This window comes from Pantoea sp. Cy-640, assembly GCF_011752635.1.
In the GTDB taxonomy this organism is placed as follows: Bacteria; Pseudomonadota; Gammaproteobacteria; order Enterobacterales; family Enterobacteriaceae; genus Pantoea; species Pantoea dispersa.
This window is the reverse complement of the sequence record NZ_VWXB01000004.1, coordinates 67,686-88,928: the sequence shown is the minus strand read 5'-3', so window position 1 is coordinate 88,928 and position 21,243 is coordinate 67,686. Positions and strand designations below refer to the sequence as shown.

At 59.7% G+C, this 21,243-nt stretch carries 13 protein-coding genes; 3 read left to right on the top strand and 10 right to left on the bottom strand.

All coding sequences use genetic code 11. From position 1 onward, the window contains the following. Nucleotides 1–40: 40 nt before the first annotated feature. The 4 genes from F3J36_RS11925 to F3J36_RS11910 all read right to left on the bottom strand — a co-directional run bounded on the left by F3J36_RS11925 (nucleotide 41) and on the right by F3J36_RS11910 (nucleotide 4,757). On the bottom strand, nucleotides 41–1,681 hold the full coding sequence (locus F3J36_RS11925) for a dihydroxyacetone kinase subunit DhaK (RefSeq protein WP_166719772.1): 1,641 nt from the start codon (nucleotides 1,679–1,681) through the stop codon (nucleotides 41–43). A 121-nt stretch (nucleotides 1,682–1,802) separates the two neighbouring features. Next, entirely contained in the window at nucleotides 1,803–2,858 is a 1,056-nt protein-coding gene (locus F3J36_RS11920) for a YncE family protein (RefSeq protein WP_166719771.1), read from the bottom strand. Nucleotides 2,859–3,069: 211 nt separating this feature from the next. Further along, nucleotides 3,070–3,279, bottom strand: a complete 210-nt coding sequence (locus tag F3J36_RS11915; protein WP_058757538.1) for a DUF1471 domain-containing protein — start codon at nucleotides 3,277–3,279, stop codon at nucleotides 3,070–3,072. Nucleotides 3,280–3,569: 290 nt separating this feature from the next. After that, nucleotides 3,570–4,757, bottom strand: coding sequence for an MFS transporter (locus F3J36_RS11910; RefSeq protein WP_166719770.1), 1,188 nt, complete (start codon nucleotides 4,755–4,757; stop codon nucleotides 3,570–3,572). Between the two features lie 102 nt (nucleotides 4,758–4,859). On the opposite strand from F3J36_RS11910, the gene F3J36_RS11905 reads away from it, so the two are divergent. Next, nucleotides 4,860–5,816: an AraC family transcriptional regulator gene (locus F3J36_RS11905; RefSeq protein ID WP_021507815.1), complete on the top strand. Its 957-nt coding sequence runs from the start codon at nucleotides 4,860–4,862 to the stop codon at nucleotides 5,814–5,816. 3 nt (nucleotides 5,817–5,819) lie between these two features. On the opposite strand, the gene F3J36_RS11900 is transcribed toward F3J36_RS11905, so the two are convergent. Together F3J36_RS11900 and F3J36_RS11895 are read right to left on the bottom strand one after the other, a co-directional pair. Next, nucleotides 5,820–7,364: a PAS domain-containing methyl-accepting chemotaxis protein gene (locus F3J36_RS11900; protein WP_166719769.1), complete on the bottom strand. Its 1,545-nt coding sequence runs from the start codon at nucleotides 7,362–7,364 to the stop codon at nucleotides 5,820–5,822. Between the two features lie 373 nt (nucleotides 7,365–7,737). Further along, nucleotides 7,738–13,797 (bottom strand): autotransporter outer membrane beta-barrel domain-containing protein, encoded by a 6,060-nt coding sequence (locus tag F3J36_RS11895; RefSeq protein WP_166719768.1) that lies wholly within the window; start codon nucleotides 13,795–13,797, stop codon nucleotides 7,738–7,740. Nucleotides 13,798–13,928: 131 nt separating this feature from the next. Between F3J36_RS11895 and F3J36_RS11890 the strand changes: the two genes are divergently transcribed. Further along, complete coding sequence (locus F3J36_RS11890; protein ID WP_166719767.1) at nucleotides 13,929–14,156, top strand: hypothetical protein; 228 nt, start codon at nucleotides 13,929–13,931, stop codon at nucleotides 14,154–14,156. A gap of 107 nt (nucleotides 14,157–14,263) precedes the next feature. On the opposite strand, the gene murP is transcribed toward F3J36_RS11890, so the two are convergent. The 4 genes from murP to gltP all read right to left on the bottom strand — a co-directional run bounded on the left by murP (nucleotide 14,264) and on the right by gltP (nucleotide 18,630). Continuing rightward, complete coding sequence (gene murP / locus F3J36_RS11885) at nucleotides 14,264–15,703, bottom strand: PTS N-acetylmuramic acid transporter subunit IIBC (RefSeq protein ID WP_058774923.1); 1,440 nt, start codon at nucleotides 15,701–15,703, stop codon at nucleotides 14,264–14,266. Then, entirely contained in the window at nucleotides 15,703–16,614 is a 912-nt protein-coding gene (gene murQ, locus F3J36_RS11880; RefSeq protein WP_166719766.1) for an N-acetylmuramic acid 6-phosphate etherase, read from the bottom strand. Before murQ ends, murP begins: the two co-directional genes overlap by 1 nt. 146 nt (nucleotides 16,615–16,760) lie before the next feature. Beyond that, the gene (locus tag F3J36_RS11875; RefSeq protein ID WP_058757543.1) at nucleotides 16,761–17,165 is read right to left on the bottom strand and encodes a type II toxin-antitoxin system HicB family antitoxin; all 405 of its coding nucleotides are present in this window, start codon (nucleotides 17,163–17,165) and stop codon (nucleotides 16,761–16,763) included. 163 nt (nucleotides 17,166–17,328) lie between these two features. Next, a complete protein-coding gene (gltP, locus tag F3J36_RS11870; protein ID WP_021507820.1) occupies nucleotides 17,329–18,630 on the bottom strand; it encodes a glutamate/aspartate:proton symporter GltP in 1,302 nt (433 codons plus the stop codon). A gap of 580 nt (nucleotides 18,631–19,210) precedes the next feature. On the opposite strand from gltP, the gene acs reads away from it, so the two are divergent. Continuing rightward, nucleotides 19,211–21,166: an acetate--CoA ligase gene (acs, locus tag F3J36_RS11865; protein ID WP_166719765.1), complete on the top strand. Its 1,956-nt coding sequence runs from the start codon at nucleotides 19,211–19,213 to the stop codon at nucleotides 21,164–21,166. Nucleotides 21,167–21,243: the final 77 nt, after the last annotated feature.

Sequence of the window (21,243 nt, the reverse complement as noted above, 5' to 3'; positions counted from 1 at the left end):
GTTAGGGTGAGGGCGAACTCCGCACCCATCCGCCCCATCCTCAGCCCGCCAGCACCGCAAACACCTTCTCGATGGCGTACGCGCCCGGATCCTTCACGCCATCCAGACTCTGCTGATTCAGATAAGCCGAACGACCCGCCTTCGCACTCTGCATCTGCGCCGTCGCGTCGGCACCCTGTTGCGCAGCGGCCGCCGCCGCAGCCAGCGACTCTCCGGCCGCTAACGCCTCCAGTGCCGGCTGCAGCGCGTCCACCAGAGTGCGATGTCCCGGCTGCGCGCCGCCGTAGTGCTTCACCCGTTCCAGCCCGTGCATCAGCGCCTGCGGCAGCGTGCTGCCCTCTTCCAGCTGCTGTCCGGCCGAAGTAAACAGAATCGACATCAGCACGCCGCTCGATCCGCCCATCACCGTCGCCAGCTGTTCGCCCACCAGCGCCAGCAGCGTAGGCAGCTCATCCAGCGGTAGCTGCTGTTCACGCAGGCCGCGCTGGATTTTCTTCGCGCCGGCGGCAAAGGTCGAGCCGGTATCGCCATCGCCGACTTTGGCGTCCAGCGCATTCAGCTCGCTCTCCAGATCGATCAGCGTCTGCGTCACGCGCTCAACCACCTGCGCCACTTCAGCGTTATCGGAAGGATCGAAATCCAGCACGCTGCCGATGCGTTCAGCGCGCTGCAGGCTGATGGGCGCAAAGTCGTACATCGGCGTCCAGCCCAGCACCTGCACCGGCGCATGCAGCGCCTCGAAAAACGCCTCTTCCAGCGCCAGCAGCGTCAGCGAAAACCCTTTCATATCCAGCGCGCTGACCAGGGTTGCCGGGCCAATTAAATGGGTGATGCGTGCCGCCAGCGGCGACTGCAGTACCTCGCGCGTGAGCAGCGCCAGCTCCAGCTGGGAAAAGCCGCCGAGATTGTTGATCATCAACAGCGCCTGTTTGCCGTCGGGCAGCGCCTGCGCCAGCTGATCGGTCATAATGCTGGTAATTTTGCGGCTGTTTTGCGTATCCAGCGTGATCACGCCCGGCTCACCGTGAATGCCCATCCCCAGCTCGCTATGACCGGCTGCCACGCGATCGTCGCGCTTTTCACCCGGAATGTGACAGGTGGCAAACGCCAGGCCGATAGAGGACGTGGCGTCGATGGTGCGCTGCGCCAGCGCTTTAACCTCTTCAAGCGATTGGCCGTGCTCCGCAGCGAAGCCGGCGATTTTGTGCACCAGCACGGTGCCGGCAATGCCGCGTGGCTGCGGGTTCTCCGGCAGTGCGATATCGTCCTGCACCATCACCAGCTCCACCTTGTAACCGAGATTTTTCGCCTTCTCCGCGGCGAGGCCAAAGTTGAGCCGGTCACCGGTGTAATTTTTCACAATCAGCAGACAGCCCGCCTCACCGGTGACGTTAACGATGGCGTTCAGCACCGCATCTACGCTCGGCGAGGCGAAGATATCGCCGCACACCGCAGCGGTCAGCATTCCTTTGCCGACAAAGCCCGCGTGCGCCGGTTCGTGGCCGGAGCCACCGCCGGAAATCAGTGCGACTTTGCTTTTATCCCAGTCCGAACGCACCACCACGCGAATCTCATCGCCCAGATCGAGACGGGTCAGGTTGTGCCACGGTGTGCTGAGTAACACGCCTTCGATCGCTTCGTTCACCAGATCGTTTTTTTCATGCATAAAAAACTGGCTCATTGCACTCTCCCCTTAGGTGTTGTCGTCCTAAAGGTAGCGTAAGCCGGGCGGGAAAGGGGGGATCAAGGCCGGAAATGCAAAGGGCGACACACGTCGCCCCTGAGTTTCGGATAATTACGCCCTACAGCGCGATGCGTAACACGCTGTCCGGGTTTTTTGGCGGTTCCTTGCGTGAGCCCGGCTGCTTGATGCTGACGAACAGCGTGTTGCCATCGGCGGAGAGCGCCAGGCTGTTCGGCAGGCCCGGCGCTTTCACCGTGCGTTTCACTTTATAGCTGCTGGCATCGATGATGCTGATCTCACCGGCTTTACGGTGCGTGACATACAGCTCGTCACGGTCAGCATTGAACAGCACCGCCAGCGATTCCGGTACCTCAATACGCTGAATCACCTGCTGTGTCCGGGTATCCAGCACCAGTACCTGCGGCTGCTTCGCATCGCTGAGGAAAGCACGGTGGCCTTTGCTATCCAGCGCAATATTCAGGAAAAAGTGCTCTTTATTACCGTCAATTTTCTGGCGCTTTTCAATCGCGTTCAGGCGGGTATTGATGGTGACCAGTTCACCATCGGCATTGGTGACATACAGTTTCTGCGCGGCAGCATCCAGTGCCAGCCCGGTGCCCATTTTGCCGGTATTCGGGATAGTGCTGATGAGCTGTAGCGTTTTGCCATCCACTACCCACACCACGCTTTGCGCGCCGAGACCGGTGATGTACACGCGATTGGTTAGCGCATCCGCGACCAGTTCACGCGGCTGCAGCGGACGAACCGTATCACCGCGCTTGCGGCCATCCAGCACCAGCGTGTTGATCACCTTACCGCTGCTGGCATCCACTGCCGTCAGCGCACCGTTGACCGTGTTGCCAAAGTACAGCACGTTGGTGTGCTGATTGATGGCGGCACCAAAGGTCTTCAGCTCAGTGCTGATGGTTTGTTTCACCGCCAGATTCTGCGGATCGAGACGGTACACGGTACCGCCCTGCGCATTGCCGGCGTTTTGCGCCGTGGCGAGGAACAGCGCGTTGTCGCTGTTGCTGAAGGCCAGTTCGTAGGCACCTTTGGCGATCGGCTGATTGAGCGGCTGCGTTTCCGCCGCCTGCAGCGCGCTGCAGGACAGCAGCGCCGTGGCCACCAGTAGCGGACGCAGCGCCCACTGCATTGTTTTATTCGCTTTCATAACTTCTCCATAGCAAAACCACCGCCGTGCGGCAGTGAAATGAAAGCCCGACATTGCAACCAATAGGAAATTCAGCCCGAGGCGAGCCGATAAGGATGTTAGTTTTTGCGAATAATAATCATTTATGCGGAAAAGGGACAGGATTTTATGGCGTTAGCAACGCCGCCAGGGCGCCCGAAGGCACCCTGTCAGCACAGAGGGTAAGGCGAACTTATTGGGTCAGTTCTGCGGTCATGTGAACGCCGTTGTTGAAGTTGGCTTCAGTCACTTTGTAGGAAGCACCAAGTTCCTGCGCTTTAGCAGCGATTTGCGCTTCAGCACCGTCAAGCGTAGAGGCGGTAGCGGTCACGCTTTGCGCGAAGCTGGCAAATGGCAGAACAGAGAGAGCAATAACAGCAGCAAAAGTTTTGATGGTTTTCATGGTCATTTCCTTAAAGATGTTTGATTGAATAAGGCGACATCGCCTTGATGAAAGATATAGTAGGCCGGCAACCGATCAAAAAAAAGCGCAGAGATTTGCCTAAGTCATTCGAATATTTTGACTATAAAAAGCACATTTAGCGCAACCTGTGCGCAAAGGGTTAAAAAACCACGATTTGATTAAAAGGCAGGATTTATTGCTGTGATTGGTGAGACCAGCATGGGCGGCAAAAGCGGCGCCGCGACACACCCTGAAGCGTGTCGCGCCGCGCCGGATGGCGGTAAACGGATTTAACCGTGATGCCGCACGCGGGTAAAGATGGTGATGGCGGCCAGCAGCATCAGCACGCCGCTGGCAAGGAATACGCCGCCCGCGCCCTGCAGATCGAACATCCAGCCACCGGCTGCCGCACCGGCGGTGATCGCCAGCTGAATAGTTGCCACCAGCAGCCCGCCGCCCGATTCGGCGTCGTCCGGCACCGCGCGCGACAGCCAGGTTGACCAGCCAGTCGGCATTGAACCAAACGCCAGCCCCCACAGCGCGACGCCGCTCGCCACCAGCCAGGAGACGTGGCCAAAGCTCACCAGCAGCACCGCCGTCACGCTCATCACCAGCGCCATGCCGGTCAGCGTCAGCGACACGCTGCGCGTCACCAGCCACGCAGCCAGCGAGGTGCCGAAGAAGTTCGCCACGCCGAACGCCAGCAGCACCAGCGACAGCTGATTCACATTCAGCTGCGCGCTGGTTTCCAGGAACGGGCGCAGATAGGTAAAGAAAGCAAAATGGCCGGTAAACATCATGATCACCGCCAGCATGCCCCAGCGCATCACGCTCTGACGCAGCAGGTCCAGCACGCCGGCGCTGCGCGCTTTGTTCTCCGGCGGCATCGACGGCAGGGTGAAGAACTGCCAGAACAGCGCCAGCACGCCCAAAACACCGGTCAGCAGGAAGATGTTACGCCAGCCAATCAACCCGCCAAGGTAGCTGCCCAGCGGCGCGGCAATGATGGTGGCCAGCGAAATACCGCTGAACACAATCGACAGCGCGCGCGGCACCTGATCGGCGGGCACCAGCCGCATGGTAATGGCGGTCGACAGCGTCCAGAAGCCGCCAATCGCCATGCCGAGCAGCACGCGCGCCAGTAAAATCATCGGCAGATTTTCGGCAAACGCCACCAGCAGCGCCGAGGCGATGAGCAGCAACGTGAACGCCAGCATCACCAGGCGGCGGTCGAGGCGGCGCGTGACGTTACCAATCACCAGGCTGGTCAGCAGCGCCACCAGCGCGGTAACCGTGACCGTCTGGCCCGCCTGCCCTTCGCTGACGCGCAGCGAGTCGGCAATCGGTGTCAGCAAGCTCACCGGCAGAAATTCTGCGGTGATCAGGCCGAAGACGCCAAACGCCATTGCGAACACCGCGCCCCATGCGGGTTTCTCTACCGCAATGCTTGTTTCCACTACTTCAGTATCCAGACTCATCTGCGATCCCCATCACAAAATATCAGGCTGTAAGCATAGAGAGACGACGCAAGACGATCTATGATACAGAAACTTTGTTTTTTGATAATTCGTCTGGATTGTATGAGCCGCTATGAAGATTTGACCAGCGAACTGCTGATGGGCATGCGCCTGTACGGCGTCAAATATCAGCGCATCGCGCTGCATGCGCCGTTTGGCCTGCAATATGATGACGCGCCGGGCAAGGCACAGCTGCATTTTGTTGGCCGCGGCTCGCTGCTGATTCGCTCCGCTTCCGGCACCGTCTATCCGCTGCAGGCGGGCGATGCGCTGCTGATTCCGCACGGTAAGCCGCACGCGCTGATCTCCGGCGAAGATGCGGTGTGCGTGCCGATCGCTACCTTTAACAGCAAACCCATCTGCGACAGCGTGTGCGCCATCAACGATGCGCCGGATGCGGATGCCTGCCCGGATGACAGCGATGTGATTTTATTCAGCGCTTGCATGGCGTTTGAGCTGGGCGGCATGCAGCCGCTGGTGCACACCATGCCGGATGTAATGCTGGTCAGCACGCTGCTGGCGCAATACCCGGAAATCCAGCCGATTCTGGATGCCATGGAGCGTGAAACACGTCAGCGCAAAGCGGGCTTTGCCGGCATTTTGTCGCGGCTGGCCGATGTGGTGGCGGCGCAAATTGTGCGGGGCTGGGTGGAGAATGGCTGTGGTCAGGGCAGCGGGCTGGTGCAGGCCCTGCGCGATCCGCGCCTCAGCCTGGCGATGGCGGCCATGCACCGCGCGCCCGGCGAAAACTGGACGGTGGAGCGGCTGGCGCGCGAATCCGGCAGTTCACGCTCGGTGTTTGCCGCGCGCTTTCAAAACGCCACCGGCATGACGCCGCTGCGCTACCTTACCGAACTGCGCATGCGTCTGGCGGTGGAGCGTATTGTTAACGATGGCGAAGCGGTGGAGAGCGTAGCGTTCCACCTCGGTTACGGTTCACTGGCCGCCTTCAGTCGCGCCTTCAAACGCATTGTCGGCACACCGCCCGGCGCGCTGCGCGCCGGACGTGAAGCGTCGTGAAACTTAGCGAAACACGCTGATCGCTTCAACCAGCCGGTTGGCCTGATGCGCCATTCGGCCGGAGGCTTCTGCGCCTTCCGCCACGCGCGCCGCGTTCTGATGGGTGATGTCGTCGAGATCCTCCACCGCGCTACTGACTTCGCTCAGCGCGATGGATTGTTCGGCCGTCGCCGCGCTGATTTGCGCGATCAGGGCGGTGACATTCTGCACCTGATCGACAATCGCCTGCATCGTGTGGCCGGCCGCATCGGCGTGATCGCTGCCCGACTGCACGCGGCCGGCGCTGGTTTCCACCAGGTTTTTGATCTCGCTGGCGGCTTTGGCGCTGCGCTGTGCCAGACTGCGCACCTCGCCCGCCACCACCGCAAAGCCTTTGCCCTGCTCACCGGCACGTGCCGCCTCCACCGCCGCGTTCAGCGCCAGAATATTGGTCTGGAAAGCGATGCCGTCAATCACGCTGGTGATGTTGGCGATACGCTTCGAGCTGTCGGCAATTTCCGCCATCATGCCGACCATCTCCTGCATCACTTCACCGCCTTTGATCGCCGCTGCGCTGGTGCTGGCCGACAGCGTATTCACTTCGCTGGCGGTTTCCGTGTTGCTTTTGACCGTAGCGGTCATTTCGTTCATGGTCGCCGCCGTTTGCTGCACGTTCGCCGCCGCCTGCTCGGTGCGACGGCTCAGTTCATCATTGCTGCGCGCGATGGCGTCGCTGGCACTCAGGACGTTGATCGCCTGGCCGCTGACGTCATCCACCAGCCAGCGGAACATCAGGCCCAGCTGGCCGATAGCGCGCTGCGTCATGCCGATCTCATCCACCCGATCGATGTGCTCGACTTTGTGGCTGGCGCCGGTGGCCACGCTCAGCGCCTGGCGACACATGCGCTCCATCGGGCGCGAGATTTGATGCTCCAGCCACAGGCTGGCCAGCAGCAGCAACCCGGCCATGCCGCCGCTGAAGCAGCCGATCGCCAGCGGTGCCATGCCCAGCAGCCAGACGCTCAGCACCGACAACGGCAGCAGCGCGATCAGCGTGCTGCGGATGCGCCAGCGCAGCGGCAGCGTTTTCAGCACTGAGGTCAGTCGCCGCCAGCCGCTGCCGACAATCAGCCCTTTATGGAAGCGACGCCCTTTGGCACGCCCTTCACGAAAATCACGGTACAGCGCCTCGCACTGACGGATCTCCTCCGCCGACGGTTTGGTGCGTACCGACATATAGCCCTGCAGCTTGCCCTCGCGCACCACCGGAATGGCATTGGCGCGCACCCAGTAGTGATCGCCATTCTTGCGCCGGTTTTTGACCAGCGCAGTCCAGGGTTCGCCCTGCTTCAGCGTGCTCCACATATCGGCGAACGCTTCCGGCGGCATATCCGGATGACGCACCATGTTGTGCGGCTGGCCGTTGACCTCTTCCGGGCTGAATCCGCTGACCTCAATAAAGGCGTCATTGGCGTAGGTGATGTGGCTGTTGAGATCGGTGGTCGACATCAGCGTGGCGCGATCGTCGAAGACGAATTCACGCTGGGTGATGGGCTGGTTATTACGCATGTGTGAGTCCTTGCAAAACGCAGGCTGAAGAGAAATCGATAATACTTTTTTACCTTTTCGGCAGCACAATGGCCTGGCTTTAGCGCGGCTATTTAATTTTTGTTCTTAATAAAGCCGGAGTGCGCGGCGCTTCACAGTTCTGGCCGCGGGCGGGATCGATAAAAAATCATTTAGGGTAAATGAGATCGAGCTTTGGCTGAGTACGATAAGTTTGTCAGTTGAACCTCAAACTGCTCGACAATCGTTGCACATTTGGTAGCGGCGCAATTTATTGCGCGATAAATCGCGCCGCTACAAATTTTGTGCGATTTGCGGCTGCCCTGACCGGTCGGCATTACACCGTTCACGGCGACCGCGCCATGCACACATACTGTCAGAACTGCCAGCGCACGCCGAGGTTGTAACGCCAGCCTCTGGCGCCGTTGCCGTCGATCTCCTTGCGGTAATCCGCTTCGGCATACAGCGACACATCCTGCTGCAGCGTCACCGTGCCGCCGGCACCCACTTCCCACATCTGGCCAAAATTACCGCTGCTGAAGCTGGCGCCGAGCGCCGGATTATCGGCAGCCGACACCGATGTCTGCGCCGTACCGCCCCAGCCTTTGTAATAATTCGCGCGCAGATAAGGCGTGTACTGGCGGTTGCTGTCATCGGTCCAGCTGCGGTCGAGACGCGCGCCGAGACGGCCAATCGTCTGGTGATAATCGCCATAGCGCACCTGGTTATTGTCCTCATCCGTGAAATCATTCATGTTCAGTTTCAGGTACATCAACTGCGCCTGCGGCTCCAGCTTGTAGCCCTCGCCGAGTTCAAACGGATAGCCGCTCTCCAGCGAGGCGGTCCAGCCGTGGCCCTTCAGCCTGGCCTCGCGCTGCTGGCGCGCAATGTCAGTTTCACCTCGATGCCAGTCAAACGACAGCACGCCGTCGAGGTAAAAGCCGCTCTGGCGCTGCCAGGTGCCGTACAGCGCCAGGCTGTCGCTATCGAAGCTGGTGCTGCTGTAACCGTCTGCCGCCTGCGGACGGATGCGCGTATTGCCGCGCGTGTAGGCCACGCCGCCGCGCAGGCTGTCCTGCTCACCGTCGAGACGCAGCAGGTTGCCGCCAAGCTGCACCGCGCTGTAGTCGAGGTCAAAACCGTAGCCGTAATCGCTAAAGCTGCGGTCGCTTTTGTATTTCAGGTTTGAGCCGATATAGCGCAGGAACATCTCACCGCCGTTACCCGCCGGGCGCGTCTGCTCGTGACGCAGTTCGCCGAGACGCTTGTGCAGGTCATCAATAATCGCGGCGGTGTAATAGGCGAGGCCAACCGGTGCTGAAATGTACGAGGGCACCTGCGGCACCACCGCCGGACGCGCATCGTAGCGCTGTGGCGTGCCAAATCCGCTGGTCACCAGCGCTGGCTGGCAGCTGTCGCTGTCCTCGCACACGTAGTAGTTTGCCAGCCGGTAATCCCAGTAATTGTTGCCGCTGCCGCTCAGCAGGCGCTGCGCCGGATCGCTGCTGCCCGGCGCGAAGCTGTACAGCCGGTACTGCCACGGTCCGGCACCGAGATAGCCATCCCTGAGCGCAAAGCTGTTCTGGCCGGCGTTGCCGCCCACCTGCGCCAGCGAAATGCCTTCATTGCCCTCAATGCCGCCGTTGCGGTTGCGATCGGTGAGCGCCGCGCTGCTTGCCGCATCGAGCCTGACGTTGAGCAGCGTGGTGCCGCTGGCGTTACCGCTGACGTTGATGTGGTCGGTGAACTGGTTGCTCAGCGCGCCGCCGTCATTCAGGCGCGTCACCAGATTCGCCTGACCGCCCAGCGACGCCAGCGAGCCGTTGATGTCCAGCGTATTGCCCGGCGAACCGCCGCCATTGGTGAGATCCAGCGTGCCGCTGTTATTTACCTGCAGCGAATCCGCTGTGCCGCCCGCCAGCGTGGGATGCACGTTGTCACCGGCATACAGCGTCGAGCGCCCATCAATGTTGATGGTGCTGTGCGCCAGCTGCAGATTGTCGGTCAGCGTCCAGCGGCTATCCGCGAAGTTAATGATGCTCCAGCCGCTGCCGAGGTTAACGCCTTTGCTCAGGTCATCCGCGCTGAAGCTGCCGCCGCGCGCCGTAATCTGGTCAAAGGTCAGGCTGTTACCGGTGCCGTTGCCGCTGGTGAGATGGTAAGTGGTGCTGAGATCGACGCCGCTGACGTCGGCAATATTGTTGTTGTCTGCGCCCATGGTCAGGCTGCCGTTGAGCGTGCCGCCGGTCCAGCGGAACGTGTCGCTGCCGCCGCCAGGATTGATGTCGCCCAGCACGTCACCCTGCGTCAGCAAAATCACATCGTCGGCGTTACTGCCCGCCACCGCCACGCTTTGCGCCGTGGCCGTCACGATAGTACCGAGGTTCTCAAATACCGTTTTGCCGCCGCGCAGATCGACCACCGGTGCCGTCAGGCTGCTGGAGCGCAGCGTCCCGCGGTTGACGATGGTGCCGGCGGTGCTGGAGACCAGCGCCGAACCGCCTGCCGCATTAGTGATATTGACGCTGGCAGCGGTGACGATATTTCCTGTGGTGTTGGCGCGAATCCCGGTACCGCCAGCGCCGGTAACATTGAAAACGTAACCCGAACCCAGCAGCAGATCGCCGCCGGTGGTCGATCCATCGGCGTTGGCGATAGTCAGGCCGTTACCGCTGCCGGACACGTTGGTGGTCACGGTGGAGGCGGGATCGAACGCGACGGCGGTGCGGATGCCGTTGCCATCGCCAACGTTGAGCGTCAGGTTGCTCAGGCTCACGTTGTCCAGCTCCGCGCGGTTTTCGATGCCGTTGCCGCTGCCCAGCACGTTGATGGTGGCGTCGCGCGCGCTGAGCGCCGCCGCGCCGCTGTCGAGCAAAATGCCATGCGCCGTGCCGCGCGTGGTAATCAGCGTATTGCTGCCGGTCAATGCCAGCTGCGCGCCGTCGCTGATGCGCACGCCGGCCACGCCGTTATCGACATTGATGCTGCCGCCCTGCGCCAGCGTGGTGCCGCTGCCGCCGACGTCTAACCCGGTGCCGCTGCTGACGTTAACCACGCCATTGTTGGTCAGCGTGCTGCCGGCGCGCGAGCGCATGCCGATGCTGTTGCTGCCGGTCAGCGTCAGTGCGCCATTGTTCTCCAGTGCCGCGCCGTTGGTCAGGTCAAAGCCAACGGCACCGTTGCCAGCGCCGCTGATGCGGGCGTTGCTGGTGACGCGGGTGGCGGCAGCGCTGCCGTCCAGCGCATTACTGAGATCGCTGCGCAGCGTATTCACCAGCACGCCCACCGCGTTGTTGCCGCTGAGCGTGATGGTGCTGCTGCCGTCAAGCGTCGCCGCTGCGCCGCCCTCGACGCGCACGGCGGTGCTCTCCTCGCCGCTGGCGGTCAGATTGAGGTTGGCGCTGTTGAGGCTGCTGCCGCTGCCGGAGACAATCACGCCGGTGCTGCTGGCGGCGCTGGCGCTCAGGCTGTTCGGCGTGCTGAAGCTCAGCGCCGCGCCGTCGTCAAGGCGGTAGCCGATGGAACCACGCGTGCTGACATCCAGCGCGCTGGTGGCGGCGCGGATGCGCGAACCGTTACCTGCAGCGTGATAGGCGATCTGGTCGCTATTGTTAAAGATCGGCGTCGATCCGGCGGCGATATTCACCAGCGCACCGTCCAGCGCTTCGGCGCCGATGGCACCACTGCCGTTGAGCGTGAGCGTGCCGCCGTTGAGGTTCGCCACCGCCTGGCTACCGCTGGCGCTGACGCCGCGCGAACGGCGGGTGCTGCTGCCGCCATTGACGTCGATGTTGCCGCTGTTGCTGGCGGTGGTGGCGAAGGTGCTGCCCGCGCTGTTCACCGCGATACCGGTGCCGCCGTCGCTGATGCTGATATTGCCGCTGTTGCTGCCGGTCGCCCCGCTCTCCACGCGCAGGCCGGTGGTATTGGCCCCGCTGAAGTTGATGTTGCCGCTGTTGCTGAGCTGCGCGCGGTTGCGTGCCAGATAGCCGGTGATGCCGTTCTGCGCCGAGTTGAGTTCTGCGGCGGAGGTCAGCCGCGTGCTGGCGACCGGCGCACGGCTGTTGGCGCCGGTCTGCGTATGTTTCTGCCCGTCGGCAATCGCGCCCGTGGCGTTGCTGCCACTGAGGGTAATGGTGGTCGCCGCGTCAATGTTGCCCTGCGCACCGCCCTCGATATTGACGCCGATGGCACTGGTGCCGCTGACGTTGATCGTGGCGTTGTTGGTCTTCACCAACGTTCCGCCACCGCCGGTGCCGTTCACCGCCACCGCACCCGCGCCGGAGGCGGTCAGCGTGGTATTAGTCCCGTCAAACGTCGCGCCCTGTTCGATGCGGAAGAGCGTCGAGTTAGTGGTGGTGACGTCAAACGCGTTGTTGTCGTCTACGTTGATCAGCGCATTCGGGCCATAGGCAAAAAAACCAATTTGATTGCTGCCGGTGCTGAAACGGGGAATGGCATTCTGCGTGACATTAACCGTGGCGTTGCCGCGCGCGTGCACGCCAATCGCGCCGTTGCCGGTGAGGTTAATCGGCCCGTCCACGTTCGCTGCGGCAGTGCCGCTGCCCTGACCTTCCACCCAAACGCCAAAGTTGCGCGTGCCGCTGGCCGGATCGGCTCCGCCCGCCACGTTGATGGTCCCGGTGGAGCTGGCGGCGGCGCTGTTACCACTGGTGGCCAGCACTTTCAGGCCGGTGCCGTTAACGCCGTTGAGGTTGATGGTGCCGCGATTCTCCAGCGTACCGTTGCTGTTAGTGACCAGCATGCCGACGTTCTCGCGCGGCACGCGCGCAGCGCTGCCGTTGACGTCGATGGTGCCGCTGTTGATCAGCGTGGCATTGCTGGCACCGCTGACTGACATCCCGGCGGCGTTCTGTACGCGCGAGCCAATCACAATCGCCCCGTCGTTGGTGGCGCTGCCGTTGGCCACCAGCGCAATGCCGCTGGTCAGCCCGCTCTGGTTCAGGGCGGTCTCCGCCACGTTGTCGCTCAGGCTGTTCTGCGCGCCTCGCCCGAGGTAAATCGTGCCGCCGCTGTTGTTGGTAAATCGGCTGCTGTCGGTGGTAAGCAGCACGCCGGAGGTGGTGCCGCGCGCGCTGGAGCCGTTGACGCCCACGTTGATATTGCCGCTGTTGCTGGCCTGCGCATTGGCATCAAGGCGGATGCCCGCCACGCCGTTGGTCAAATTGCTGCCGGTGGTACCGAGGTTAAGTACGCCATTGTTAATGAAATCGCCGCCGTTTTGCACCGTTACCGCAGTCGCGTTGTTGCTGGCCGCGCCGACGCCGGTGCCATCAATACGGTTGAGGAAGCCGCCGTTGATAACGCCGCTGCTGCTGTTGGTAGCCGTCGCGCCATCCAGCGCCAGCGCGGTGCCGCGGCTCGCCAGTTTCCCGTCGATGGTGGCATTGGCCCCGCTGGCAACGCGTACCGCGCCATCGCTGGCCCCTACCACTTCCAGCGTTTTACCGGCGGCGATAGTGACCTGCGAACCGGCGCCTTCGGCATTGATCACCACGCGGCTACCTATCGGCTGCGTCACTTCATCCGGCGCCGTGGCGCTGACGTTATAGACAATATCGCCGTTGGTGATAGTGACCGCCTGATTGAACGCGCTGAGGTAGCTGGCCGGCGCGAGATTACCGGCCTGCAGCTGGCTCACCAGCCAGTTATTGTAGCTTTGCAGCTGGCTGGCATTGGTGACGTTGAAGGCGGTGGTTTTGCCGTCCAGCGTCTGCACGCTAAAGCTGCCGTTATAGGTCGCGAGGTTTTGTACCGCCAGGCTGTCGGTCACCTGGCCGCCGGAGACGTTGGCCGCAGAACCGTTAAAGGTGATGCGGTTGTTGTTGTTCCAGTTGAGGGTGCCGCCGTTACTGACCTGAAACAGCGTGGTGTTTTTGGCCGCCATGGTCCAGGCGTTGGTGCTGGCGCTGCTGTTGGCGTTAGCCTGACCAATGCTGACATCCAGCGAACTGCCGCTGCCGCTGACGTCGGCGATGCGCGCGTCGATATACTGATTGTCATTCACGTTTTGCAGATCCGGCACCACCGTGCTGGCGGTAACCGGTGCCTGCGCCACCAGGCTGGCGGTATCAAAAACCTGAAAGGTGGTGTTGCCGCCGGTAGTGGGATCCGGCACGGTGATGGCGAGATTTTGCGGACCGGGATCGAGACGTGCCTGATTAAGGTATTGTGCGCCCGCCGCGATGGTCACCTGGCCGAGCGTGGTGTTGACCGCCCCGTCAATGCCCGGCTCAAACGCCTGATTACCGGTTAAGGTTGCGCTACCGCCGTTAACGATCAGCGCGCCGCTCTGCTGGTCGTTATCGCGCGGATTATACGCGCCCAGTGTTGCCGCTTCCCCCACGCCGGGGAAATAAAACACCGCCTGCGCAGCGACGATCCCTAACGCAATGGGATTCCGGGTGAATCTCATACAACCTCCAGTAACAAGCAATCAGCGACGCTGTGAAAGCACAGCGAAAAAAGAACAAAGGGGCAGATGGGCGAACTCTATTTTCACAAAACGAATCAAGTGGTTAATTATGGGCACAGAGAGTGCCGCTGATGCGTGAAAATCAGGAGAAAGCTGTTGCTTATATAGACTTTATAGCTGCACAGATCAAAAGCGAGCCCGGAGATATTTATCAGGATGAAATAAGAATTTCGCAGGAAATGAAAGGCTATAACCCTGGTTTAAATAAGGCTTATAGTGATAACACATTAATATCACGTCATTTATTTTTCAGCCACTCCAGTAAAGTCTGGATGGGTGATAATTCTCCCGCTCAATAATAAGCAGCGCTAACGAAATGCTGCAATTGTGAGCCAACCCACAATTGCAGCAAAATCATCCATTTAATAACATCAGACCTCTTGACGGTCTGCCGGCGCGGGCTTTTCTAGCTTAAATCGACGTTTTTGGTGCCGCCCCACCAGGTAAAGACGAAGCCGCCGATCCACGCCACGATCAGCCCCACCAGATAGACCGCCATACCGGCAAAGATGCCCTGCGAAGAGGTCATCAGCGGCAGCGTCACCAGTCCTGACGGGCCAAACACCGTGTTCATGCCCACCGGCAGTCCGAGCCACGCCACCAGCCCGATAAAGAAGCCGCCCAGCGCACCGCCGAAGCAGGCGGTAATAAACGGTTTAAGACGCGGCAGCGTCACGCCATAGATGAGCGGCTCACCGACGCCCAGCAGACCTGGCACGATAGCGCCTTTAATCTGGCTGCGCAGCAGCGAGTGCTTGTCGGCTTTGCACCACAGCGCCAGCGAAGCACCGACCTGACCGGCTCCGGCCATGGCGAGTATCGGGAACAGCGAATTGAAACCCTGGGTTTCCATCAGCGCAAAATAGACCGGAATAAAGCCCTGATGAATGCCGAACATCACCGCAATCAGGAATAAACCGGCCAGAATGGCACAGCCGAACGGGTTATTGTTCAGGTGGATAAATAGCCACGACATGCCTTTAAACAGCTCGCCGCCAATCGGCATGATCACCAGGAACGTCACTGCGCCGGTAATTAACAGCGTCAGCAGCGAGGTGAGGATCATATCGAGATTATCCGGGATAATTTTGCGCAGCTGTTTCTCCAGCCAGGCACCAAATATCGCCGCCAGCAGCACGCCAATAATATTGCCGCGCGGATCGATAGTCAGGCCAAAGAAATCCTGCATGCCGCTGTAATAGCCGACGGTCGCGTTCGGGACATAACCCAGCACAAACAGCGAGGCGATGATCGCACCGTTCACGCCAGTGCCGCCAAACGCTTTCTGCGCGTTATAGCCGATTAAGATGCTGAGGAAGGTGAACAACCCTTTGCCGAACACCTTCATATAAGCCACGGTATCCAGCAGCCAGCGGGCGTGTTCCCCGGGCTGATTAAGATGGCACACCTGCTCAATCAGCGTGGCAAACCCCAGCAGCAATCCGGCACCGATAAAGCCCGGGATCAGCGGGGTAAAAATGGTGGCAAAGCAGGAGAGAAAACGGTGCAGCGCGCTGGTTTGCTTCGCTTTCATCTGCTGCTTCTGCGCGCTGGCGATGCTGTGCAGATCGCCCGGCGCCTCTGGCGTGGCGCTGTTCAGCATCGCCTGCATTTTTTCCGCTGCGGTTTGCGCTTTGCCAGGGCCGAGCACAATCTGTAGCTGGGCATCGCTGTCAATCACGCCCAGCACGCCGGGCAGCGTTTTCAGCCGGGCGCTGTCGACCCGCGCGGCATCGGCCAGCGTCAGACGCAGACGCGTCATGCAGTTACCGCAGTGCACGACGTTGCCTGCGCCGCCGACCGCCTGCAGGATATCGCGCAATAAGCTTTCAGTGATCGCCGCCATCATTGCGCTCCTGCGTGGTGTAATGCATGGCGGATAAAGCCGTGATTCTGCGCCAGCAGCGCCTGCGCTTCATCGGCGCTCAGGTCTGCCAGTATCATCACAATGGCGGTTTTACAGTGGCCGCCGCACGCTGCCAGCGCCTGCTGCGCGCGGGCATCGTCACATTCGGTGGCCTGCTTAACGATGTTGATTTGCCGCTGCACCAGTTTCTGATTGGTGGCTTCTACGTCGACCATCAGGTTGCCGTACACTTTGCCGCTGCGGATCATGGCGCCGGTGGTCAGCATATTGAGCACCAGCTTCTGCGCGGTGCCGGCTTTCATGCGTGACGAGCCGGTGACCACTTCCGGCCCCACCACCGGCGTCAGGGCGACGTCCGCCGCCTGCGACATGGCGCTGTTGGGATTACAGGTCAGCGCGGCGGTGAAGGCGCCCTGCTGCTTCGCCCAGGCCAGCGCACCAAGCACATAAGGCGTGCGGCCGCTGGCAGCAATGCCGACCAGCACATCGCGTGCCGAAAAGTCGATATCTTTTAAATCCTGCGCGCCCTGTTCGCGGTTGTCCTCGGCGTTTTCCACCGCCTGTAAAATGGCGGTATGGCCGCCGGCGATCAGCCCGACCACCTGACTGCGCGGCGTGCCGAACGTGGGCGGGCATTCGCTGGCATCGAGAATACCGAGCCGGCCAGAGGTCCCGGCACCGCAGTAAATCAGACGTCCGCCCTGGCTGAATGCCGCCGTGATGGCATCCACCACCTCAGCAATCTGCGGCACGATAGCTTCCACCGCCAGCGCCACCTTTTTGTCTTCATCGTTAATGACGCGCAGCATCGCTTCCGTGTTCAGCTCGTCAATGTTCTGGCTCGCCGGGTTGCGGCCCTCGGTGATCATCTGGCTCAGATCGATGTTCATGTTCGCTCCCTTCAGGAATAATTTATTCTTTAAAATATATACCATACAGAATTGTTAATTCCTCCTGCTCAGGTCAATTTTTTTGCCTTTTGCGGCAGCGGGCATAAAAAAACCCGCCAGAAGGCGGGTTGGATTAAGGAGAAGCGCTAGATGTTTGCCAGCTCTCTGCGTGCCAGCGCGGCGAGAAAGCCGCTACGGGAGCCGTATTCGCGGTGTGCTTCTACGTGGCTATCGATTTTGGTCAGTAAGTTTTGCGGCAGGGTGATGTTCAGCTTCACCGCTTTACCTTCGTAACGACTGAGATCAATCTCAACGAAAGCCCAGTAACCTCCCTGGCACTCTTCATCATTAATATGGGTTTCAACGCTGGCTGCTTTTGGAATGGCCTTGCCTGCGTCCGCTAACGATTCCACATGCGCATCGATTGCACCAAATGCATCGCTTAACGCCTCGTCAACGGTGTTGCCCGCAAAAAAACATCCCTGCACGTCAGGTACGAAACCTGACCAGCTGCCGTTTTCTGTTTTGTGCAAATAAACGGGGAATCTCATGGTGAGTCCTTATGTAAATTGCCTTCTTGATTATCTACGGCGGATGCGAGTGGTTATGGTGGGTATAAATTTAAACTTTCTTCAGCCGCTCACCACGACAGGACTTGTCTGCAAAATATAAAAAAACCCGCCAGAAGGCGGGTTCAGTCAAAGAGCATGTCGCTTAGCTGGCGTTTTGCGTTCGCAGCTGCAACTCGTAGGCGGCGGCCTGTTTGGTATCAAACTGGTTTTCCCAGCGGGCGATAACCAGCACCGCCAGCGCGTTGCCGATGACGTTGAGCGCGGTGCGCGCCATGTCCATGATACGGTCGACGCCGGCGATAAACGCCAGACCTTCCAGTGGAATACCGACGCTGCCCAGCGTAGCCAGCAGCACCACAAACGAGACGCCCGGCACACCCGCGATGCCTTTCGACGTCACCATCAGGGTCAGCACCAGAATGATTTCATCGGTCAGCGACAGGTCAATGCCGTACAGCTGGGCGATAAAGATCGCCGCAATGCTCTGATACAGCGTTGAACCATCCAGATTGAACGAATAGCCGGTTGGCACCACAAAGCTGGTGATCGCCTTCGGCGCGCCGTAGGCTTCCATCTTCTGCATGATGCGCGGCAGCACGGTCTCTGAGCTGGAGGTGGAATACGCCAGAATCAGCTCATCTTTCAGAATGCGCATCAGGGTCGTAATACGCAGCTTGCAGAAGCGCGCCACCGCGCCCAGCACCACAAATGCAAAGAACAGAATCGCCACGTACACCAGCAGCACCAGCTTGGCCAGCGGATAGAGCGAAGCAAAACCGAAGTTAGCAATGGTGACGGCAATCAGCGCAAACACCCCGACCGGCGCATAGCGCATGATCATGTGCGTCACTTTAAACATGGTTTCGGAAATGGAACGGAATACGGTCACCAGCGGATCGCGATGCTCCGACGGCAGCGCCGACAGTCCCATGCCAAACAGTACCGAGAAGAAGATAATCGGCAGCATGTCGCCTTTGACCAGCGAGGCGAAAATGTTCTGCGGGATCAGTGACAGAATCGTAGTCACCAGGCCATGTGGCGCACCCTGCACGGCTTCCGTTGTGGCTTCATATTTAGAGATGTCCACCGTTGCCAGCGTTGACATATCAATGCCGCTGCCGGGTTGGAATACGTTGGCCAGCGTGATGCCGACCACAATGGCAATGGTGGTAATCACTTCAAAATAGATGATGGTTTTCACACCAATCCGCCCGAGCTTTTTCGCATCACCCACGCCGGCGATGCCGACAATCAGTGAGGAAATAACAATCGGCACCACAATCATCTTGATGAGATGAATAAAGATGTCGCCGGCAGGAGTAAGAATGTTAGTGATTAACCATTCACGATCGTCTGGCTGATTATGCAGCACGGTTCCGACGATAACGCCGAGAATCAGGGCAATCAGAATCTGCCACGCGAGGGTGAGTTTAAAACCTTTCATAACGCGTTATTTCCTCAGTTAAAACCCCTTTGCTCTGCTGCGAAGGTGCAGAAGACATTACACACAGGGAAGTGAGCAAAAGCCCGATAAAATAGAGGGTTATAATGGACTGCATCGGTTACCGCTGCGCCGGCATTATGCGCCCGCGCGATGATGCAGCCTGAGTTGATACCTGCTGAACAGGGCCGAGATAAGTACCATTTTCACTACGGTAAATGCAACCCCTGGGGCGATAGCTTAAATCCTGCACAGCCAGGCAGCATAAAATGCTGCTGACATGCGCCTATCATAACTCGCTGTTATGAAAAGTGTTAATTCGATAATTTTCCGCATAGCTATTCAGGATTGATGAAAAAACGTGCCGGTCTGTTTGCTGCTTATTTAACCGGCTGGTTCATAATTTTATTGATCCAGCCAGTGGTTTTGCCTCATTTCCTGCGCCGGTAAACAGATTGAATTGGGTGACTTTTCAGCCTTACACAAGGTCGTGATCCAGACTGCAAAACAGAAACAAAGCCCGGCCTCACTCTTCAATTAACCTTTGATTGACATATGATTAACATCTTCAAGGAGGTCAGCCATGAGCCAAATACACAAGCATCCCGTACCCGCTGCCATTGCAGCGAATGCCCTGATTAATGCCGATCAGTATGCGGCGCTGTATCAACAGTCGGTTGACGATCCTGAGGCCTTTTGGGGCGGACAGGGCAAAATCCTCGACTGGATGACGCCCTACAGCAAAGTGAAAAATACCTCGTTTGCCCCCGGCAATATTTCGATTCGCTGGTATGAAGATGGCGCGCTGAACCTTGCCGCCAACTGTCTCGATCGCCACCTGGCTACGCGCGGCGATCACCCGGCGATTATCTGGGAAGGCGATGACGCCAGCGAGAGCAAAACCCTGACTTACCGTGAACTGCACGCCGACGTCTGCCGCTTCGCCAACGTGCTGACCGGCCTTGGCGTGAAGAAAGGCGATGTGGTGGCGATCTACATGCCGATGGTACCGGAAGCCGCGGTCGCCATGCTGGCCTGCGCGCGCATCGGCGCCGTGCACTCGGTCATTTTTGGCGGCTTCTCACCTGAAGCGGTGGCCGGACGCGTAGTGGATTCCAGTGCAAAACTGGTTATTACCGCTGACGAAGGCGTGCGTGCCGGACGCAGCATTCCGCTGAAGAAAAACGTGGATGATGCGCTGAACAATCCAAACGTCACCAGCGTGAAAAACGTGGTGGTGTTCCAGCGCTCCGGCAAAGAGACCGGCTGGCACGAAGGCCGCGATCTGTGGTGGCATGAACTGATGGCGAAAGCCAGCGATCAGCATCAGCCGGTAGCGGTCGAGGCCGAACATCCGCTGTTTATCCTTTATACCTCTGGCTCCACCGGCAAGCCGAAAGGCGTGCTGCACACCACCGGTGGTTATCTGGTGTATGCCGCCACCACCTTCAAATATGTTTTTGATTATCATGACGATGATGTGTACTGGTGCACCGCCGACGTGGGCTGGATTACCGGGCACAGCTATCTGATCTACGGTCCGCTGGCCTGCGGGGCCACCACGCTGATGTTCGAAGGCGTACCCAACTGGCCACAGCCCAGCCGCATGGCGGAAGTGGTGGATAAACATAAGGTCACGCTGCTGTACACCGCGCCAACCGCTATCCGCGCGCTGATGGCCGAGGGTGATAAAGCGATTGCCGGCACCCAGCGCAGCAGCCTGCGCATCATGGGATCGGTCGGCGAGCCCATCAACCCGGAAGCCTGGGAGTGGTATTACAAAAAGATTGGCGACAGCCGTTGCCCGATCGTCGATACCTGGTGGCAGACCGAAACCGGCGGCTTCATGATTACGCCGCTGCCCGGTGCCACCGAGCTGAAGGCCGGTTCGGCCACTAAACCGTTCTTTGGCGTCCAGCCGGCGCTGGTGGATAACGAAGGTAATACGCTGGACGGTGCCACCGAGGGTAACCTGGTGATTGTCGACTCATGGCCCGGCCAGGCACGCACGCTGTTTGGCGATCACGATCGCTTCGAGCAAACCTACTTCTCGACGTTTAAAAATCGCTACTTCAGCGGCGACGGCGCGCGCCGTGACGAAGATGGCTATTACTGGATCACCGGCCGCGTCGATGACGTGCTGAACGTCTCCGGCCACCGGCTTGGCACGGCGGAGATCGAGTCCGCGCTGGTCTCGCATCCGAAAATTGCCGAAGCCGCGGTGGTGGGGATTCCGCACAGCATTAAAGGCCAGGCGATCTATGCTTATATCACGCTGAATCACGGCGAAGAGCCGTCGCCAGAGCTGTACAGCGAAGTGCGCAACTGGGTGCGTAAAGAGATCGGCCCGATTGCCACGCCAGACGTGTTGCACTGGACCGATTCGCTGCCAAAAACCCGCTCCGGCAAAATCATGCGCCGTATTCTGCGCAAGATCGCCGCCGGCGATACCAGCAACTTTGGCGATACTTCAACGCTAGCCGATCCGGGCGTGGTGGAGAAATTGCTCGAGGAGAAACAGTCGATCACCATGCCATAACCGGCATTGACCCGGCGGAGAGTATCAGCCTGTCCCCGGCAGGCAGCTCTCCGCTCTTCCATCCTTACGCCGTATGC